General features: G+C 65.7%; 17 protein-coding genes. 5 read left to right on the top strand and 12 right to left on the bottom strand.

The window, feature by feature from the left end:
• Positions 1 to 570 precede the first annotated feature (570 nt).
• From AUC47_RS00330 to AUC47_RS00315, 4 genes are read right to left on the bottom strand one after another with little or no spacing between them, the layout of a single operon-like run.
• On the bottom strand, positions 571 to 1050 hold the full coding sequence (locus AUC47_RS00330; RefSeq protein WP_096713427.1) for an OsmC family protein: 480 nt from the start codon (positions 1048 to 1050) through the stop codon (positions 571 to 573).
• Between the two features lie 17 nt (positions 1051 to 1067).
• Positions 1068 to 2081, bottom strand: coding sequence for a LacI family DNA-binding transcriptional regulator (locus tag AUC47_RS00325; protein ID WP_096713252.1), 1014 nt, complete (start codon positions 2079 to 2081; stop codon positions 1068 to 1070).
• A complete protein-coding gene (locus tag AUC47_RS00320; RefSeq protein ID WP_096713251.1) occupies positions 2078 to 4600 on the bottom strand; it encodes an FtsX-like permease family protein in 2523 nt (840 codons plus the stop codon). Before AUC47_RS00320 ends, AUC47_RS00325 begins: the two co-directional genes overlap by 4 nt.
• The gene (locus AUC47_RS00315; protein WP_256999377.1) at positions 4600 to 5334 is read right to left on the bottom strand and encodes an ABC transporter ATP-binding protein; all 735 of its coding nucleotides are present in this window, start codon (positions 5332 to 5334) and stop codon (positions 4600 to 4602) included. Before AUC47_RS00315 ends, AUC47_RS00320 begins: the two co-directional genes overlap by 1 nt.
• Positions 5335 to 5453: 119 nt before the next feature.
• Between AUC47_RS00315 and AUC47_RS00310 the strand changes: the two genes are divergently transcribed.
• Positions 5454 to 6194: a TetR/AcrR family transcriptional regulator gene (locus AUC47_RS00310; protein ID WP_143740676.1), complete on the top strand. Its 741-nt coding sequence runs from the start codon at positions 5454 to 5456 to the stop codon at positions 6192 to 6194.
• A 248-nt stretch (positions 6195 to 6442) separates the two neighbouring features.
• Here the strand turns inward: AUC47_RS00310 and AUC47_RS00305 are convergent, their stop codons facing one another.
• The 8 genes from AUC47_RS00305 to AUC47_RS00270 form a co-directional block, all read right to left on the bottom strand.
• Entirely contained in the window at positions 6443 to 7030 is a 588-nt protein-coding gene (locus AUC47_RS00305) for a GNAT family N-acetyltransferase (protein ID WP_096713249.1), read from the bottom strand.
• Between the two features lie 146 nt (positions 7031 to 7176).
• Positions 7177 to 7494: an ArsR/SmtB family transcription factor gene (locus tag AUC47_RS00300; RefSeq protein WP_256999376.1), complete on the bottom strand. Its 318-nt coding sequence runs from the start codon at positions 7492 to 7494 to the stop codon at positions 7177 to 7179.
• A complete protein-coding gene (locus tag AUC47_RS00295) occupies positions 7491 to 7958 on the bottom strand; it encodes an SRPBCC family protein (RefSeq protein ID WP_256999375.1) in 468 nt (155 codons plus the stop codon). The genes AUC47_RS00300 and AUC47_RS00295 overlap by 4 nt, the downstream gene beginning before the upstream one ends.
• 20 nt (positions 7959 to 7978) lie before the next feature.
• A complete protein-coding gene (locus tag AUC47_RS00290; protein ID WP_256999374.1) occupies positions 7979 to 9226 on the bottom strand; it encodes an MFS transporter in 1248 nt (415 codons plus the stop codon).
• A gap of 242 nt (positions 9227 to 9468) precedes the next feature.
• Positions 9469 to 9873 carry a MerR family transcriptional regulator gene (locus AUC47_RS00285; protein WP_256999373.1) on the bottom strand — a complete coding sequence of 135 codons (405 nt, stop codon included), beginning with the start codon at positions 9871 to 9873 and terminating at the stop codon, positions 9469 to 9471.
• On the bottom strand, positions 9870 to 10901 hold the full coding sequence (locus AUC47_RS00280) for an aldo/keto reductase (RefSeq protein ID WP_096713246.1): 1032 nt from the start codon (positions 10899 to 10901) through the stop codon (positions 9870 to 9872). Before AUC47_RS00280 ends, AUC47_RS00285 begins: the two co-directional genes overlap by 4 nt.
• Positions 10902 to 11463: 562 nt before the next feature.
• Entirely contained in the window at positions 11464 to 12429 is a 966-nt protein-coding gene (locus tag AUC47_RS00275; protein ID WP_179297464.1) for an SDR family oxidoreductase, read from the bottom strand.
• Between the two features lie 66 nt (positions 12430 to 12495).
• Positions 12496 to 13941 (bottom strand): phytoene desaturase family protein, encoded by a 1446-nt coding sequence (locus AUC47_RS00270; protein ID WP_096713244.1) that lies wholly within the window; start codon positions 13939 to 13941, stop codon positions 12496 to 12498.
• A 190-nt stretch (positions 13942 to 14131) separates the two neighbouring features.
• On the opposite strand from AUC47_RS00270, the gene AUC47_RS00265 reads away from it, so the two are divergent.
• The 4 genes from AUC47_RS00265 (at position 14132) to AUC47_RS00250 (ending at position 17960) form a co-directional block, all read left to right on the top strand.
• On the top strand, positions 14132 to 14575 hold the full coding sequence (locus AUC47_RS00265; protein WP_096713243.1) for a hypothetical protein: 444 nt from the start codon (positions 14132 to 14134) through the stop codon (positions 14573 to 14575).
• Positions 14576 to 14890: 315 nt separating this feature from the next.
• On the top strand, positions 14891 to 15811 hold the full coding sequence (locus AUC47_RS00260) for an AEC family transporter (protein ID WP_096713242.1): 921 nt from the start codon (positions 14891 to 14893) through the stop codon (positions 15809 to 15811).
• A 76-nt stretch (positions 15812 to 15887) separates the two neighbouring features.
• Positions 15888 to 16400, top strand: coding sequence for a hypothetical protein (locus tag AUC47_RS00255; protein ID WP_143740675.1), 513 nt, complete (start codon positions 15888 to 15890; stop codon positions 16398 to 16400).
• Between the two features lie 141 nt (positions 16401 to 16541).
• Positions 16542 to 17960 (top strand): cell division initiation protein, encoded by a 1419-nt coding sequence (locus tag AUC47_RS00250; protein ID WP_096713240.1) that lies wholly within the window; start codon positions 16542 to 16544, stop codon positions 17958 to 17960.

Below are 17960 nucleotides of genomic sequence, written 5' to 3'. Positions count from 1 at the left end.
CTTGAGCTGTTCCTCAAGGATCCTCGCCGGCCTGGCCCCGCCTTTCAAGGTGTTCATGTAGGTCCCCATCGTGAGGCTTGGGTCTTCGTCGCCGAGGTAGTCCGCAATCTCCGTAGCGGACAACCCCGCCCTGTCGAGGATCGTCGCGACCGTCTTGCGGAACGAGTGAGTCGACAGCTCGGGGTAGCCCAGATCCTCTCGGCTCTCCCGAATCTCCCGCTGCGTGTTCGAAGGTCCCTCAAGTCCATGCGCACAGTCGGGAAGAGCGCAGTCGTGAACTCGGCCAGGCGGTCGCGACGCCGCTCCAGCATTGCCATGGTCGCCACAGGAAGTGGAGTTACCCTCATCGACTTCTCGGTCGGATGCACCACGCTCCACCCCGGACACGGAAGAACCCCCGATTTCTCGGGGGCTTCCATGGCGGTGATGGTGGGATTTGAACCCACGGCAGTTCTCGCTCCCGGCCGACAACGACGGGTGGAATGCCAGGAGTTTTCGATCAACAGACCAGGACAGCATCGAGGCGCGAACAGAGGTCAAATACTCGTCAGCGCCGATCGGCGCATGATTTCAAGGCTTGGCGGACGCCCGGAGGATCTGCGGCTCGTGGAGTACCGGGAAATTGACCGAGCGCGTGATGAAACACTTGGCCGGGACCTCGAGGTGGAGGCGTCGGGCGGTTTCGATATCACTATTCGCGCTGACGGTCACCGTGGGGCGGAGAACGACTTGAACGAACTGGCCGCCGCCGTCAAGGTTCAGCGCCATTACGCCCCGCGCGTCATCGGTGTAGTCCAGGACGATCACGCCAGCGGTCGCGGCGAGGTGGAGGTACCAGAGCATGTGACACTGCGAGAGTGCTACCACTTGCAACTGCTCGGGATTCCAGCGCGTCGGATCGCCCCGGAAGGATGGATCTGAACTACCGGCAATAGGCTCGCGACCTTCGGCAGTGATCTCGTGATCGCGGTCATACCCGCGATACGATTTGGTTCCTTCTCCACGGTTTCCCGTCCAGGTGACGGTGACGTCGTAGAGGTGAGTGTTCATGAGCTCGTCCTTCTCTTTCATGAGTTTGGGAATTGAGGCGGCGGCGATGACGAGCCACGCGCCACTAGCCGGGCGTCCGCAGTGACGTGCAGCACAGGGGAACGTGGGTCCGTAAGAAGGTTGTGGAGATGACGAGCTGCTTCGTAGCCCTGCAATCGTGGCCGTTGTTGAACGGTGGTGAGATCGAAGAGCGCGGAATGGGGGTGCCCGTCTATTCCGGCCACGCTGAGATCGGGGATTTCACTGACTGTCGATCGCGAGGCGGCGAGCACCGCGAGCGCGAGTTCATCACATGCACCGATGATTGCTGTAGGCGGTAGCGTATCGCTATCGAGGGCGCTTCGAAATGCAGAGAATCCGACTTGTGTCCAATCCGAGCCGCGAACCGAGCGAAGGCGTGCGGGAAGGCCCGCCGATCGCATCGCCGCCTTGAACCCCTGGGCACGCGCGGTTCGCGCCGATGCGCCTGCTGACATGGTTGACGAGTCGACGAAGACAATCCGTTGATGCCCGAGCGAGATCAGGTGCTCCGCAATGGCTCTTCCGGCCGCGGCTTCGTCGATGCCAACCGACGGAGCTGCCGATGTTCGCGTTCCCACCGTCACGATTGCCGCGCCAGAAGACGCGAGATCGGTGGTCTCAGATGGGGAGGGGCACGTCCCCACCAGGATCACCCCGTCGAGTCGGCGTCGAGGGAGCGCGTGACGGAACAGCCGAGCGCGCGAGCCTGCGGTGTCTTCCCCGGAGAACAGGACCAGATCGTGGTCGATCTCGATCAGAAACTCTTGAACCCCGGTAGTGACCTCCGCCTCATACCAACCGTCAATTCTCGAGGTGAGCAACCCGATCATCCGCGTGCGCCCGGACGCGAGGCTCGCGGCCGACGAATCAGCGACGTAACCCAGTTCCGCTGCGACCCGGACCACCCGGTCGCGGATCTCTGTTGAGACGTAACGATGGCCATTGAGCGCGCGGCTCACCGTAGACTTCGACACTCCCGCGCGATGCGCGACATCGGAGATGGTGCTCACTCCGGAGCCAAACTGTCAGCGGCCGGCCGCCCCCTCGTGGCCCGGCGGCCGGTCCCGAACGTGACGGGAACGACCAGTACAGCGACAGCAATCAAGAACGCTCCGACGACCCACCCGGTCCCGGCTGAGACGGGTGACTCGCCGACGACGAGGGCCGACGGCACAATCGCTCCGAGGGAGACGACCAATCCGAGTACAGCGCCCGTGACGGCGAGAATCGCGCTCTCGATGGTGAGAATTCGCATGACCTGTCGCCGCGTAGCGCCGCTCAGACGAATCAGGGCGAGTTCACGCCGACGCGACAGAATCGTCACGCTGAGGGTGTTGATCACCGCTATCGCCGCGTACGCCACGGTGATCGCCACCATCAGGCCGTTGATGATCACTTGTGTCTGCGACCCGGGCGCGGCGATCCTGCCGATTTCACGCGGATTGACGAAATCGACGAGTCCATCAGCGGCGAACGCCTCGCGGAGAGCGCTATCGAGATCGGCCGGACTCACTCCTTCAGCAGCCGCGACCAGGACGGTGGAGGCAGCACGGGTGGTCGTGTGACCTGCAAGGAGGTCGGCAGGCATCAGGACTCGCTCATAGCCAACCCGATCGTCGAAGGTCGCAACGACCCGTAGCGCTTCGGCCGCTCCGTCTCCAAATCGCACACGGACCTCGTGCCCCACGGCTACACCCATCTGCTCGGCGATGTGGGCAGGAAGCGCGAGCGTTTTACCTGTGAGATCGTCCAGCGACCCCTGCTTCGATGTGTAATCCAACACGGCGGCGGAGCTGATACCGGTGAAGGTCCAGGGACGATCAGGGTGCGATGCGTCGTACGGTTCCTCGATCCATCCTCCGCTCGACACGAGCACGCCTGCTGCCTCAACTGCGGGGAGGTTGGCCGCTCGGTCAGCGATCTCTGCAGCTCGGCCCTGCACGTGCAGCACGACGTCCCCTCTCAGGGGAGCAACAGCGGCGGTTGTGGCAGCGTTCTGTTGGAGATTCTGGGAGGCGAGGTTCCCGACCCCGATGCCGATCACGAGAGCGACGCACGCCGTTACCGCACCCAACTGAGCCGCCCGGATCCGGACGCTGTCGGATGCCACAGATCCGAGGGAACCGAAGGCACCGCGGACCGGTCGACGCACCAGACCATTGACCGCTCGCAACCACATCGGCGCGAGCAGCGCAGCGGAGATGCTCCCGGCCAGGACCGCGGGTCCGGACGTCGCCGTGATGAGAGCCGGCGGCATGAGTCGGCTGATGATAGCGAGAGCGATCGCACCCAGCGCGAAGATCACGCCAAGAATGAAGCGGATGATTCCCAGCCGCCGCGGTGCGACGTCTGCCTCGCGGAGCGCGTCGATCGCCCTGGCACGTCGAACTGGCCGCGCTGCGGACGCCGCAGCCAGGAACAGCACGATAACAGGGGCGGTGATGGCTGCAGCGGCCGGGATGAGTCCGACCTCGAGACGCAGCGAGGGCGCGAAGAGACCCAGACTCGACACCGTACTGAACACCGCATGAGACGTGGGGATTCCGACAACTACACCGACGAGTACACCAAGGCATCCGACCACCATGGTTTCGATGACCGTCATTCTCCAGGCCTGACGACCGGTAGCACCTGTGGCACGGAGCAAGCTCAGTTCGCGCGCACGCTGGTGGACGGAAAGCGACACCGTGCCGGAGATGACAGTGGCGAGAACGACCAGCACGATGCCGGCGAAGACGGCGCCCGTGACAATTGCCGGCAAGCGTGAGGCGAACACTCCGTTATCTTCCGCGGCACCCTTGGAGGGTCCCTCCAGCACCACGACGCCGGAGAGCGTCTTGTGGATGTCTTCGCGAACCCGGCCTGCATCGGCACCCTGCTCCAGCTCTACGTGAACGGCATCGATCAGGGGTGATCTGGCGGCCTGTCGAGCCGTCCCTTCCGTGACGAACACCGCGTCCGGCGACGCCGCCGCTCCAACCACGCCGTCGATCGTGTAGTCGGATGCCGTGCCCGCAAGCGTGAGCTGCAGTTGCTGTCCAACCCCAACCGATAGATCCTCGGCAAGAGATTCACTGATCGCGATCGAGCTGTCGTTGCGCGGCAGGACGCCTTCGACCTCCGCGAAGGGTCCCGCGGCCGCAGATGCGGAGTTCTGCACGGTGACCGGACGGACCTGCCCGTTCTCGACCCCAATTTGTGCATCGATAAGCAGCACAGCAGACGCCGACTCGACCCCATTCACACCAGCGACGCTGTCGACAGCGCTCTCCTCGACTCGGTGCCGTTCGGGGAACGGTCTCAGATCCGTACTTTCGGAGCCATCCTCGGTGAGCATGACATAGTCAGGAGCCCCCATGACGAGCATGTCAGATTCGGTGAAACGGGTCGTCGGAGCCGACAGACGGATACCGGTCTCAAAGAAACTCCCGGCTACAAGCAGCAAGGTGGACCCAAGAAGCGCCGCCAGAAAGACCGCGATGAAGGCCGAGGTCCGATGGACGATGGAGGTGAGCGCCAAAGCCCACATCAGCGTGTGATCCTTGAGCCAGCGACCTCGTTGAGAGTCGATGCAACACGGGCGGGGGTCGGGGATTCGATCGTGGCGGCGATGCGACCATCAACGACGATCACTACGTAGTCGGCGGTCGAAGCAGCGATCGGGTCATGCGTGGTCATCAAAACGGTACGGCGGTGCTCCGACACTGCCGCCCTCAACAGACGAAGCACCTCTGCGGCTGTCTCAGTGTCGAGCGCTCCGGTCGGCTCGTCGGCGAAGATCACCTCCGCATGACTGGTAAGGGCTCGTGCGATCGCGACCCGTTGCTGTTGGCCACCCGAGAGCTCCCCCGGCAACCGATCCGCGCGGTCGTCCAGGCCGACCCGTCTGATCGCGTCAGCGACCGCCTGGCGGTCGATTCTGTCGCCGGATAACAGCATCGGGAGTTCGACGTTGCGCTGTACCGTCAGAGTAGGCAGAAGGTTGAAGGCCTGAAACACGAAGGCGGCGTGCCGGCGCCGAAATTTCGCGAGCGCGTCTTCCGACAGTCCGGCGAGCGGACGTCCCTCGAGATATACGCTCCCGGCGGTGGGGGTGTCGAGACCCGCAGCGCAGTGCAACAGAGTGCTCTTGCCCGATCCCGAGGGCCCCATGATCGCGACGAACGATCCCGTTCTGATCGCGAGGTCCACGCCTCGCAGGGCCGCAAACGGACGCGAGCCGGTGTCGAACACCTTCTCGATCCCGGTCAGCTCGATCGCCAAACCTGGGCGACCAGAGTCGGAGGTCGTAGCGCGTGGTCCCACGGAATCCTCGTTTCGCTTAATTGTGTGACCCATGAACAATAGCTGACTTTCCGCCGCGCTGTCGATACGCTTGAAGCGTGACATCTGAAGAACGGGGCGCGTTGCCGAGGTACCTGCGCCGAGCCTGGGGCGATCATCCGGCACCGGGAACTCGCGGCCGCCGCGCGTCACTCTCAATCGACGAGATCGTTACGCGTGCGGTCCTGCTCGCAGATTCCGACGGCATGGCAGCTGTCTCCCTCGTAAAGCTCGCTGCATCACTCGAGGTCACCCCGAATGCCCTCTATCGGTATCTCGAGTCGCGGGAAGAGCTCGACGTGCTCCTTCGCGAGCATGCGCTCGCCGAACCACCGACACCAGATCCGACGCTCCCCTGGCAGGAAGCCGTAAAGCGATGGGCTCTGCTTCTGCGTTTGCGCTATGCGGCCCATCCGTGGCTCGCCGATCTCACGTTGTCCGTGCCGATCACACCGCACGCCCTCGGCTGGCTCGAGGCACTACTCATCGCGCTCGACTCGAGCCCCATCCCACGAGATGATGTGTTGCGGACGGCCGTCCTTCTTGACGGCTACGTTCGGGAGCAATTCCTTACACAGCGGGACCTTTCTGCGTGGAGCAACGACGACACAGATCCGTCGCCCGACATCACCGGGGTCGTCTCGCGTCTTCTGGAGGCCCGAGGTCTGCACCGCGTCGCACTGCTTTTTCGCGAGGGCTCCTACAATGAGCCATCCGACTCAACCGGGGACCAGAACTTCGCATTTGGACTGGACCGGATTGTGCTCGGATTGGAGGCCGGCGCATCGCGCGGGCGCTGACGCGCGCAGCAGCCGAAAGGGAAGCCGGGTCGCCGCGGTATACTGCTCACGCGCACTCGACAGAGACCCATCGCTTGCCGAACTGCCGATCGTCCCTTCAACGCTCACGCAAGCCGAGCGCGTCGCACTATCGGAGAGTTTCTTGGACCTATCCGGGTGGAGCGGGCACTCGAACTCTGGCAGGGGCGATCGGCGAGCGCACCGGAATACCCGTGGATCGTCGCCTCTTGACTCAGCGGTGAGCGGCGTCAGCCGATCGAGGGCAATGGATCCGTTGATAAGATCGCCATCAACGTGGAGTCCGCCCATTCGCCGTTCCAGAGAAGCGTGTGCCGGGCCCGCCCTTCGACTTGGAAGCCGATCTTCTCGTATGACCGTCGCGCGGCAACGTTGAACGAATAGACGTCGAGATACACACGGTGAATCCCGATCTTGAACGCCCATTCGGTGACGGCCCGGCCGGCCTCCGTTCCGTAGCCCCGGCCCCGAGCAGCGGCCCCGGCGAGAACGATCCGATAGTTCATCGACAGGTTGCCCACGTCCAGATCGTTCAGCACAACCTCGCCGAGGTATGCGCCGGCGTCGTCGAAGATCGCGAAGTCTGCCCGATCGCCAGCCCCGGGAAGGCCCTCAAGATGCCGCAGAACTTCCCCGCGGGAGAACTTTCGATGCGTACCGGTCGACCGCATGGCCTCCTCGTCGGTGAGAGCCGAGAGAACGCCGTCGATATGCTGGGGGCCCAGCTGCTGAAGGGTGAGCCTGGCAGTGTGAAGTTCCGGCTGCGTCGCGAGCGCTTGCGCCACGGATGTCGCGCTCGCTGTCTCTTTCAGATTCATTTGGATGCTCTTCTTCCGGGGTGACCTTTTGCGGGATTATGCAACGCAGCGTCACTCAAAGGTTACTGTGCAACCCTCACACAATTGTCGCCCATGGTCAAGTTGCGCGCAAGTCTATGCGACGAAGCACGTCGATGATGAGGCGGTCACAGCCCCTCCGCGATCTCCTTGATCGCAGCGAGGCGGCGGTCCCATTGCGCGCCGAGCGCCCCCAGCCTCTGAGCCGTCGAGCGAAGTTCCGCGCCGATCACGCGAAACTTCACTTCTCGCCCGACCTTCACCGGTTCGACAAGGCCGACTTCCTGCAGCACCGTGAGATGCCGTGCAATCGCCTGCCGAGTCACTGGCAGCTGGGTGGCGAGAGCGGATGCCGATGCATCACCTTCGCCTAGCGCTACGAGGATGTTCCATCGCGTCTCGTCGCCTAGAGCAGCAAACACGGGGACCAGCACGTCGAGGGTCACGCGCGTTCGACCAGCGCGACGAGTTTGTCAAGCTCGCTGTCCCACCCCTGACGATGGAACTCCATGTTCGCCGCGGGATCCGAGGTCGCATCGAACCCGGTCTCCACGACAGTCAATCGGGTGCCGTCAGCTAGTGGTTCGAGCGTGAAGGTGAAGACCGTGGAGCGTTCGTCGACCTCGACCGGAAACTCACCGCTCGCACCATCGTTGCTCCATCGGTACGAGACGAGATGCGGCTCATCGATCGCCTCGATCCGTAGCGGGATGCTGTGTTGTCCAGGGAAGGTCAGCGAGCCTGTGGCCCCCACGCTGAAGCTGTCGAGCTTCGCACGACCGAACCACTGCGAGATGTTCTCAGGCTCGGTGACCGCCGCCCACACCTTCTCGATCGAGGCACTGATTCGGATCGTCCGACGAACTGTAAACTGCCGCTCGTCGATGAATGATGCGTTTTCGTCAGCCATGCTATCCATGATCGTCCTCTCTATAGTTCGCTGGCTCTTGACGTGAGCGGAGCGGATGCCGGGGCTGTGACGCGCAGGCCGCTGGTCGCCCAGGCCGCCCCGATCGCTACGATGGCAAGCACGATACCTGCGACCACAGCGAAGGTGACACTCCCGCCGTCGATTGCGGCGCCTCCAGCGAACGCGCCGAAAGCGATGCCGGCATTGACTGCCGAGGCCGGGAGTGATGCAGCGAGCGGTGCCCCCTGCCCGGCGAGGTCGCCGACTCGATGTTGCAGCGAGGGCGTCGTTCCCATTCCGAGGAGACCGATGCCGAGTACGGCGAGAGCGGCGATCCACGGGTTGCCGCCGCCAACAAGCATCAGCACGAGGGAGGCAGCGACGCCCACTGCGCCTATGATCAGCATCCGAGCGGCGTTGACATCGGCAAAGCGTCCACCGATGAACGAGCCGACCGTGGTCGCGACGCCGTACAGGAGGAGGTAGACGGTGACGACCGGACCGTCCACGCCCGCCGATTCGCTAAGCAGTGGCACAAGGTAGGTAATCGCAGCGAGCATTGCCGCAAAGGTGAGAAAGCTCACCGAGAGTACGGCGATCACTCGGGGCGCGAACGCATGACGAGCCTGACCGACGGCGCCACTGCCCGCCTCAGTCGGCACGGACGGCAGCAGGATCGTGACGAGAACCAGAATCATGGCTGCCGCGATAACCACCGCGAAGAACGCTCCTCGCCAACCAATCGCCTGACCGAGCAGAGTGCCGAGCGGGAGGCCGAGCGCGCTGGCAGTGGCGAACCCCGAGATGACTATCGACATCGCACGACCTGACCGCTCGGGGGCGACCACCGAGGTCGCCGTAACCATCGCTGCGGCAATGAAGAGCCCCTGGACGGCACCGATTACAACGCGAGCGATGAGGAATACCGGATAATCGGCGAAGAGCGCTGGCAAGAGGTTCGCCGCGAAGAAGACCGCGCTTGACACGATCAATAGATGGCGTCGGTCAAATCGCGTGCAGAGAAAGGCAAGGATCGGACCGCCTACCGCAAGGCCGAGGGCGTTGGCAGTCACGAGCCCACCCGCATCGGCGAGCGGAACGCTGAGATCGACGGCAATCAGATCGATCATCCCAACCACAAGCATCTCCGCGCAGCCCATAGTGAACGCGCCGGCGAATAGGACTGCAAGCACGGCGCGCGGGTGCCTGATTTTCGTGTACCTGGTCATAGTGGCCCTTCCGTAATGTGCAATTGCAGTGTTGCACATGGACCTTCCTAGACGCAACGCTCCAGTTGCACTTCACGGGTCATGTCCGGAGTTCCGGTCGTGCGATCCGGTCAAGGGAGGCACCAGAGATCACGCATGTGGGTCCGACATCATCGGCACCGGCTGACGGGGACGGCTCATGGTGTGCTCAAACCCGACCCGCGATGGTTCGAAGGCGTGGGCCGTGAACGGCACGCTGCCTCGGGCCCGCCCTCCGCCCGCTGACGATTCAGGAGGCGCTATCAAACCGGCGATGCTGGGAAGGAACGCCGCGCACCGTAGTACTCGATCTTGTCGTCGAGCACTGACAATGCTCGAGTGAGTCCATCTCTCCGAGCCTGAAGCGCCTCTCGCCGATCCCGAAGAAACTCCATGCGGTCGGCCGGTGCAGTCTCGGCGTCCAATATTTTCGCGAAGACACGCAGGTCGGAGATGCCGAGCCCTGCATCTCGCAAACAGGTGACGACGCCAATCCAAGCAATATCTGACGAGGTGAAGCGTCTGTGTCCGGCCGCATCCCTCGAGATCGGCCCGATGATACGTTCCCGTTCGTAGTACCTCAATGCATCCGGCGCGACACCGGAACTTGCACTTGCCTCAGCGATTGTCATCGTCATCGTCGCCGTTGCCAACTTCGGAGAGTTCATTCGGACAACGTTCCCATAGCGGATGACCGACCACCAGTCTCCGATGTGATCTTGTTGTACGGGTCGGACCAGGGAGTCCGGTCGACCGAGTTCAACCGACGTAGCGCATCAGCGGGGAGCCGAAGGGTCGCGGCCTCGAGCGCGGCATCGAGCTGATAAAGCTTGCTGCCTCCCAGGATTGGGTGAACGCCATTCGCTAGCAGCCACGCCAGCACCACTTGCCCGCGCGTCACGCCGATCTCGGATGCGACGTCGCCGAGAATCCGCAGCCGTGCGACATTGCCCGGCTGATCGTACACGTCTGGCACGCTCTTGTCCGGGTTGTCGTAAGCGCCGGAGAGAAGTGGACTGTACGCCCAGACTTCCATTCCTCGCTCCACCGCGAGATCACGATGCTCGTCGCTCAGAGGACCGAAACGGTGCACGACTCCCGGCGGCAAGGTGCCTGGTCGCGGTAGCAGGTAGCTCGTGCTGTGTTGTAGCGCATCGAATTCGCTGAAGCCGAGGCTCGCCTGGAGAGTTCGTGCGCTCTCGACCCGCCACGCCGGATGGTTGGAAGCGCCCACCCGCGCGACGACTCCTGCAACAGTCAACTCGCCCAGTGCACTCACGGTCTCCTCGAGCGACGCTGCCCGGTCCTCCTGGTGGATCCAAAGCAGGTCGACGTTCTCCACCCCGAGACGCATGCGGCTGCCGTCGAACGCCTTATGGATTGCAGAGGCGGATAGCCCCGCTCGGTGTTCCGGCCAGGATCCCGGCGCTGCCGGTTGAGCTCCGAGTTTCGTCGAGATCTTGACGCGGTCGCGCATCCCCGGCCGAGCTCGAAGCCAACGACCGATCAGGCGCTCGCTCTGTCCTCCCAGTCCACTGGAGTCCGCCCAGAACGAGTAGCAATCTGCGGTGTCTATCCAGACGCCCCCTCGGTCGACAAATCGGTCGAGAAGCGCGAAGGCATCCCTCTCCCCCACCCCGGTACCGAACATCATGGCTCCCAGCACGAGGCCGGAGTTGCTAGTTGTAGTGTGCATGAGCTCATGATTCAGGTTGGAGCGCGCTCCAAGTCAAGACTCTCTGCCTCGCGGCCAGGCTGGAGGACAACGCTCTTTATCTCTCCGTCAACCTCGTCGAGCCTTGTGCTGCGCCGGCATGTTGATTCGGATCGACTCCGCGCAAGACGACCGGCGCAGCGACGTAGAGCGGAACGTGCGTGCGACGTTATGTTGGGCATCTCACCAAGGCGGAGCACGGACAAGTGCTAAGACGTAGCGCCCAGCAGCCGCGGGTTACAACTTCACGGACGAAGCCTTCAAGGCCTACGTGAAGATGCGCCCGTCAGCCTATGAGGGCGTTGAAAAATCGGCAGACCCTCTACATTCAACGGGTCATTCTGCTGCTCGCATATCTACAACATCCGCTATTCCGCGACAACCCCTGACAACCCCTCCCCGAGAATCGTGAAGTCACGGGATCGACGCCCGTCGGAGCCACAAGGACCATCATTACAATGGTTCTAGAAACCCTCGCCTAGCTTCTACATGGCGGGGGTTTTGCTTTGCGCCGGTGAGGGGTGGAACCGCGCGCGAGCCGGACTCATGAGGTCCGTCGGCGTGTGAGCAGCGCGACCGCTGCCACGATGCCGGTGCCGACGACGGCGCCGCGCAGCGGCCTGGAGCGCCAGCCGCCCGTCGTCGGACTTGCTGCCGCCGGCGGGGAGAAGACCGTTCCCGAAGAGTTCTCCGGCTGGCTGCCGTGGAGCTCAATGTGCTCGACCTGCCATGACGCGAGCGCGTCGAACACCCGCGGTGCGAAGTCGTGCACGAGCAGGGTGCCGGTCTGCATCCGCCCCACGAAGGCGTTGTGTCGACGTCGGCGCGGCGCTCGTTCGATCGCCCGTGCGACCCGGGTCGGCGACACCGCGGGCGGCAACGGTCGGACCTTCCGCCCGCTGTAGTTCGCCGCATGTCGGAACACGGGGGTGTCTGTCGTCGCCGGAAGCACAACCCGCACCCGGATCCGGGAGCCGCGAAGCTCCTGCCGCAGGCATTCGGCGAGACCGAGCACTGCGAACTTGCTCGTGACGTAGGGGGAGATGGCCGGTGACCCCACCCGGGAGTACAGCGACGCGACCAGGACCAGGGTTCCGGCGCGTTGGCGCCGGAGATGCGGCAGCGCCGCCCTCACCCCGTGCACCTGGCCCATGAGGTTGGTTTCGATCACCTGTCGGAACACGTCCGAAGGCAGATCCTCGAAGCGCCCGTACGCGAAGACGCCCGCGTTGCCGACCCAGATGTCGATGCGCCCGAACGCCGCGATCGCGGCCGCGGCGAGCGCCTTCACCGCTGCCTCATCCGTCACGTCCGTCGGCACGACCAACGCTTCGCCACCGAGCTCGCGGCATTCCGCGGCGACGCTCTCCAGGGCGCTCGCGCGCCGCGACGCCACCACGACACGAGCTCCCCTGCGCGCGAAGCGCCGGGCCGTCTCGCGACCGATCCCGCTCGAGGCGCCGGTGATCACCACGACCTGTCGCTTGTCGCTCTTCCGTCCTCGTCGCATGCGGCGACAGTAGGAGGTGACGCAGCGCATCACTGCGCCCCTTGACAGATCGGCGCGGCGCCGAGGTCAGTGTGGTGCGAGGTCGGGCGCCGCCGCGATGCCGAATTCGCGTCGCAGCGCCGTGCGCGCCGCGAACCATCCCGGAAGGCCCGTGACGCCGGGCCCAGGGGCGGTCGACGCGGAGGCGAGGTACACCCCGGGGATCGGGGTGCGCCAGGGCTCGGCGCTGAATGTCGGCCGGGCGAACAGCTGCCAGAGGTTCGGCGCACCCGCCGCGATGTCACCGCCCGGGTAGTTGGGGTTGTGGCGCTCGACTTCGACCGCGCTCCGCGAGTGTGTCGCGAGGATCGTGTCCCGGAAACCGGGAGCGAAGCGCTCGATCTGCGCGATCACGGCCTCCCGACGGTCGGCGTCGCTGCGTGCGGGGACGTGCGTGTAGGTCCAGAGCGTGTGCTTTCCGTCGGGTGCCCGGGTCGCGTCGAACGTGGAGGGCTGCGAGACGAGCACGTACGGGCGCTCTGGCAGTCGTCCGCGGTTCACCTCGTTCTCGGCGGCCGCCACCTCTGCTCGCGTCCCGCCGACGTGCACGGTGCCGGCCCTGGCGAGCTCCGGATGCCGCCAGGGCACCGGCCCGTTGAGGGCGAAGTCGACCTTCGCCACGCCGCCGCCGTAGCGGAAGCGCTGCAATGCCCTGCGGTAGCGCGTCGGAAGCCGACGGCCGACCAGGCCGAGGAACGCGCGCGGTGTGACGTCGAGGAGCGTCACCGTCGCGGCGGGCAGGTCGGCGAGATCGGTGACGTCATGGTCCAGGATGACCTCGCCGCCGTGCGCTCGCAGGTCGTCGATCAACGCCGTGATGATGGACTGGCTGCCCCCGACGGGAATCGGCCACCCCTGGGCATGCGCGTACGTGGTGAGCGCGAGCCCCGCTCCCGCTCCGGCGATGCTCGGCTGAGCGAGGATCGTGTGCGCCGCGACTCCGGTGAGCAGTGCAGGCGCGACGTCTCCGCGAAATCTGGCGTTCCACATCGGCGTTCCCTGTTCGAGAGACCGCAGTCCGAAGGCGAGCGGGGTGCCCAGGCTGTCGGGCAGACGCAGGAGGGATGATCCTGTGAACCCGGCCACGTCGCTCGCACGCTCGACGAGCGGACGGAGCAACCGTTCGTAGGCCCTGCCGTCGATCCCCAGCTCGTCGCTCGTGCGATCGAGGTCGCGATACGCGATGCCGGCGCGCCCACCGTCGAGTGGCTGCGCGAAGGAGACCTCGGGCGTGACGAACCGGATCCGGTCGCGTAACCCGAACTCTCGGAAGAACCGCGACTCGAATGCCATCGGGTGAACCGCGGAGCACACGTCGTGATGAAAGCCGGGGAGCGTCAGCTGCCGAGTCGCCGCTCCCCCGCCCGGCTGGTCCGCGCGCTCGTACACTCGCACGCGCAGGCCGGCGCGCGCGAGCGTCACCGCCCCCGCGAGACCGTTCGGCCCGGCTCCGACGACGACTGCGGTATCCATCCCTCGATGATCCCCACAGCCCCGACGAGAGGTACGGGGGTTGACGCCCCCGCCGCGACGTGTCACCCCTCGCCTCCGAGCACCGAACGAGATCGCCGAAGGTCGTGTCGCGGGCGGTCATCCTCCAGGCGGATGCCGATACCTCCCTCGCCCGATGACGCGGCCCAGCGCTCGCAGCGAGGCTGTATGCATGAACGCACGAACGGCCCTCGCCGCCCCCGCCCTGATCGTCGCAGGGCTGCTGTCTCTCAGCGGATGCTCCGCGTACGACAGCCTCGTCCACAAGTACTCCACCTCGACGTTCGACGACGCGAACGCCTTCGACAGGAGTGCCGAGGTGGACGCTTCCTGGATTCCCGCCGATGCGACCGACATCGCGCTGAGGACGTCGACACTGGAGGATGCTGCGGACGCCGTCATCCTGCTCACGAGCGACTCTCCGCTCTCCGATGACTGCCGCGAGGTCGATCGGTACTCCGCTCCCTCGTGGGTGCTCGACGACGCCCCCGACCCGTACGAGGCCGAGAGCGTCTTCGCCTGCGGTGACTGGAGTGTGATCGAAGGGGACGGAGGATGGTTCGGATGGACCCCGAACTCGCCGGAGGAGCGGGCCGCCGCAACCGCCGCGGGCTGACGAGGAATCTCGCTCGACCGACGTCAGAGAGAGGGTTCCGGTCCCCCGTACCCGATTACGGAGGACCGGAGCAGCCGATGAGAAGGTCCGCAAGCGCACCCACCCCCGCAGTGCGCTCGAGACCGAGAGAAACCCGAGATCGCCGACTGGGCCGACCGACGCGGAGCGGCACGCATGCGGCTCGTTGTCATGCCAGCGTACGGATGCCGCCGGATCCCCGCTCATACAGGCCCGACCATTGACGCAGGCCTCCGCCCCTGATACGCGTGCCCGAGAGGCGCGACGTGCGAGACGGGCCATCGCTACGCTCGAAGCATGCTCGATACGCTCACCGGATTCGCCGTGGTGGGCGTCGCGATCGCGATCGGGTGGGTCGTCGGACGCGTCGATCTGCTCGGTCCGCACGCCCGGCACGTGCTCGGCCGGCTGATCTTCTTCGTCCTCTCTCCCTTCCTGCTCTTCACGGTGCTGGCGCACGCCGACGCGACGATGCTCTTCTCGTCGCTCCTCCCTGTCTCCGCGATCGCTGCTGTCGCCGTGATCGCGGCCTATGCGCTCGTCGCGCGGCTGTGGTGGCGGCGCCCGGTCGGAGAGACCCTGATCGGGGCTCTCGCCGCCGGACAGGTCAACTCGAACAACATCGGCATCCCGCTCTCGCTGTATCTGCTGGGCGGTGCGGCCTACCCCGCGCCGGTGGTCCTGATGCAGCTGCTGGTCTTCACGCCCGTCTCCCTGTCGATCCTCGACGCGGTGACGAGCGACTCGGTCTCCGTGGCGAAGACGCTGCGTCGCACCGCGACGAATCCGATCATCATCGGTTCGCTCCTCGGCACCCTCGTGTCCGTGTTCGACGTCGCTCTCCCGCCGATCGTGATGCAGCCGGCCCAGCTGATCGCCGATGCGGCGGTGCCGGTGCTGCTCATCAGCTACGGCATCTCCCTGCACGGCCAGCGCGTTCTCGGCGCGCGTGGTCACCGACGCGACGTGATCCTCGCGTCCGCCCTGAAGCTCCTCGTGATACCGGTGGTCGCTTGGGTCGTGGCGCAGTTCGTCTTCGGACTCTCGGCGCACGAGGTGCTGATCGTCGTGATCCTCGCCGCACTGCCGACCGCGCAGAACGTCTTCAACTACTCGCAGCGCTACGACGTCGGCGAGACCATCTCCCGCGACACCGTCTTCCTCACGACGCTCGGGTGTCTTCCGGTGCTGGTGCTCGTCATGGCGCTCCTCGGATGACCTGCCGGCGAGCGACGGCAGGCCCGTGCTGCGACGGCAGCCCCGTGCTGCGCGGCAGGCCCGTAGGTTGGTGACCGTGGACAATCCGCTCCTCCTCTTCGCGCTGGTGGCGGTCATCTTCGTGATCGCGATGCTGCTGCCACGCTGGATCCGCCGCTCATCGAGCTCGCGCGGTCGACGAGCCGGTCGGCGCTTCGAGGAGGATCAGCTCCTCGCCATCCTCGACGAGCTGGGCACGACCGTCGACCTCGCCATGGGGCCCGAGGGCGCTCGGCGACTCGTCGACGGCGTCGTAGGGCGGGATCCGCGCAAGTTCACGATCCTGGGCGACGGCGTCTACGGCATCCGCTTCATCGAGACCGACGACGCGATCGCGCGTCTCGTGCCAGCCGACGTCGGCGTGCGGCTGCAGATCGAGGAGTTCCGCGAATACCTCGGCCGCCCCAACACCGCCGGTTTCTGGAGGGACCTGCGGACCGGCGTCGTCGCCGCGGCAGCCGAGCTCGGGATCGAGCATGAGACGTCTCCGGTTCCGTCGCGGTTCGACCGCCGCGAGACCCCCGACCAGGGATGGCGATTGAGTCGTTGACGCCCGCGAAACCGGATGCACGAATCCGGCCGACGCAACTAGGCTGTGGTAGGTCGTCGATGCGCCCGTTCGGCCCTCGGCATCCGACAGCTCGCCACATCGCAGACCTCCGCGCTGCGACATGCGCCAGAAAGGCTGACCATGACTGACTCTCCCCAGAACGACCGCACTCCCGACTTCTTCGACAAGCTCATCGAAGACGCACCTCGTGAGCAGACCGGCGGCTTCACCGCCTCGTTCCGCGGCTACGACAAGGCGGAGGTGGATGCTGCGCTCAGCGCGCTGCGCAACCAGCTGCAGCAGGCCAAGGCCGACCTCGCCGACGCCGAGGCGCGCCACGAGGACGCCGTCGAAGCGGTGAAGGACGAGGAGCGCGAGGCCCGTGAGGCCCTCGAGGCCGAACTCGCCGCCGTGAAGGCCCAGGCCGCCGACGCCGAGCAGCAGATCACGACCCTGACGAACGAGCTCGTCGACGCGCCCCGCCCGGAGGGCGTCGAAGCCCCGTCGCGCGAGCAGTTCGAGGCGATCCTCCGCGTCGCCGAGGAGCAGGCCAACGTGCTGATCCAGAACGCCGCCGTGCAGGCCGATCGCCTCATGGCCGCGGCCCGCGAAGAGGTCACGCAGCAGCGCGCCGAGGCGGACGCCGACGTCGCGCGCATCATCGCGCAGGCGCAGCACGACGCCGATCAGGTGCGCCTGAAGATCGACACCGAGTACACGGCCCACCAGGCGACGCTGGAGCGCGAGGCCGCGCACGCGGCGGAGAAGGTGCACCAGGCATCGCAGGAGGCCACGGCCATCCGCACCGAGGCCGAGAAGGGCGCGGCTGCCCTGCGCTCGCTCGTGACGAGGGAGACCACGCAACTGCGCGCGGACGCCGAGCGCGAGGTGCGCGAGATGAACGCCCGCGTTCTCGAGTTCGAAGAGACCCTCACCCGCCGCCAGGACGATGCGCAGCAGGAGTTCCTGGTGCTGCACAACCAGGCGGTCTCGCACGCCGAGCGCATCACGACCGACGCCAACGAGCAGGTCACCGCGTCGCTCGAGCACGCACAGCGCATCTCGGCCAAGGCCGACGATTATGAGCGGCTCATGCGCTCGCAGGCCCAGACGATCGAGGCCGACGCCCAGGTGCGTGCCCGCGACACCCTGGACCGCGCTCGCGCCAAGTCGCAGAAGATCGTCGACTCGGTCACCCAGCACACGTCGACGGTGCTGCGCGACGCCGAGGACCACGCCCGCCAGCTGCGGTGGCAGCAGCAGCAGCTCGCCAGCTTCATGGCCGAGGTGCGCGAACTCATCCGCCCCGACGGCATCTTCAGCGACGAGCAGTCCGCCCCGGCGGCGCCCCTCGGCGGTGCGACGCTCGCAGATGACGAAGCCGATGACGACGCCGACGACGTCGTCGCGGCGGAGCTGGTCGCCGACGTGCCGGAGCCCGTCGAGGAGTTCCGCGGCGATGAGGCGCTGGACGACGAGATCCTCGACGAGGACGACGCGACGATCGACGGCAAGATCACGATCGAGGTCGTCGAGGCCGACGAGAACGCCTCGCGCTGA

This window comes from Microbacterium sp. SZ1, from assembly GCF_002362255.1.
In the GTDB taxonomy this organism is placed as follows: Bacteria; Actinomycetota; Actinomycetes; order Actinomycetales; family Microbacteriaceae; genus Microbacterium.
Note: the sequence above shows the minus strand (reverse complement) of the source record. Positions and strands in the feature narration are given on the sequence as shown.

Excerpts from the sequence above, each read along its gene's own strand:
- AUC47_RS00330 (WP_096713427.1), bottom strand. The coding sequence starts at position 1,050 with ATGAACACTCACCTCTACGACGTCACCGTCACCTGGACGGGAAACCGT.
- AUC47_RS00320 (WP_096713251.1), bottom strand. The coding sequence starts at position 4,600 with ATGTGGGCTTTGGCGCTCACCTCCATCGTCCATCGGACCTCGGCCTTC.
- AUC47_RS00305 (WP_096713249.1), bottom strand. The coding sequence starts at position 7,030 with ATGAATCTGAAAGAGACAGCGAGCGCGACATCCGTGGCGCAAGCGCTC.
- AUC47_RS00295 (WP_256999375.1), bottom strand. The coding sequence starts at position 7,958 with ATGGCTGACGAAAACGCATCATTCATCGACGAGCGGCAGTTTACAGTT.
- AUC47_RS00290 (WP_256999374.1), bottom strand. The coding sequence starts at position 9,226 with ATGTGCAACACTGCAATTGCACATTACGGAAGGGCCACTATGACCAGG.
- AUC47_RS00285 (WP_256999373.1), bottom strand. The coding sequence starts at position 9,873 with ATGAACTCTCCGAAGTTGGCAACGGCGACGATGACGATGACAATCGCT.
- AUC47_RS00280 (WP_096713246.1), bottom strand. The coding sequence starts at position 10,901 with ATGCACACTACAACTAGCAACTCCGGCCTCGTGCTGGGAGCCATGATG.
- AUC47_RS00275 (WP_179297464.1), bottom strand. The coding sequence starts at position 12,429 with ATGCGACGAGGACGGAAGAGCGACAAGCGACAGGTCGTGGTGATCACC.
- AUC47_RS00270 (WP_096713244.1), bottom strand. The coding sequence starts at position 13,941 with ATGGATACCGCAGTCGTCGTCGGAGCCGGGCCGAACGGTCTCGCGGGG.
- AUC47_RS00265 (WP_096713243.1), top strand. The coding sequence starts at position 14,132 with ATGAACGCACGAACGGCCCTCGCCGCCCCCGCCCTGATCGTCGCAGGG.
- AUC47_RS00260 (WP_096713242.1), top strand. The coding sequence starts at position 14,891 with ATGCTCGATACGCTCACCGGATTCGCCGTGGTGGGCGTCGCGATCGCG.
- AUC47_RS00250 (WP_096713240.1), top strand. The coding sequence starts at position 16,542 with ATGACTGACTCTCCCCAGAACGACCGCACTCCCGACTTCTTCGACAAG.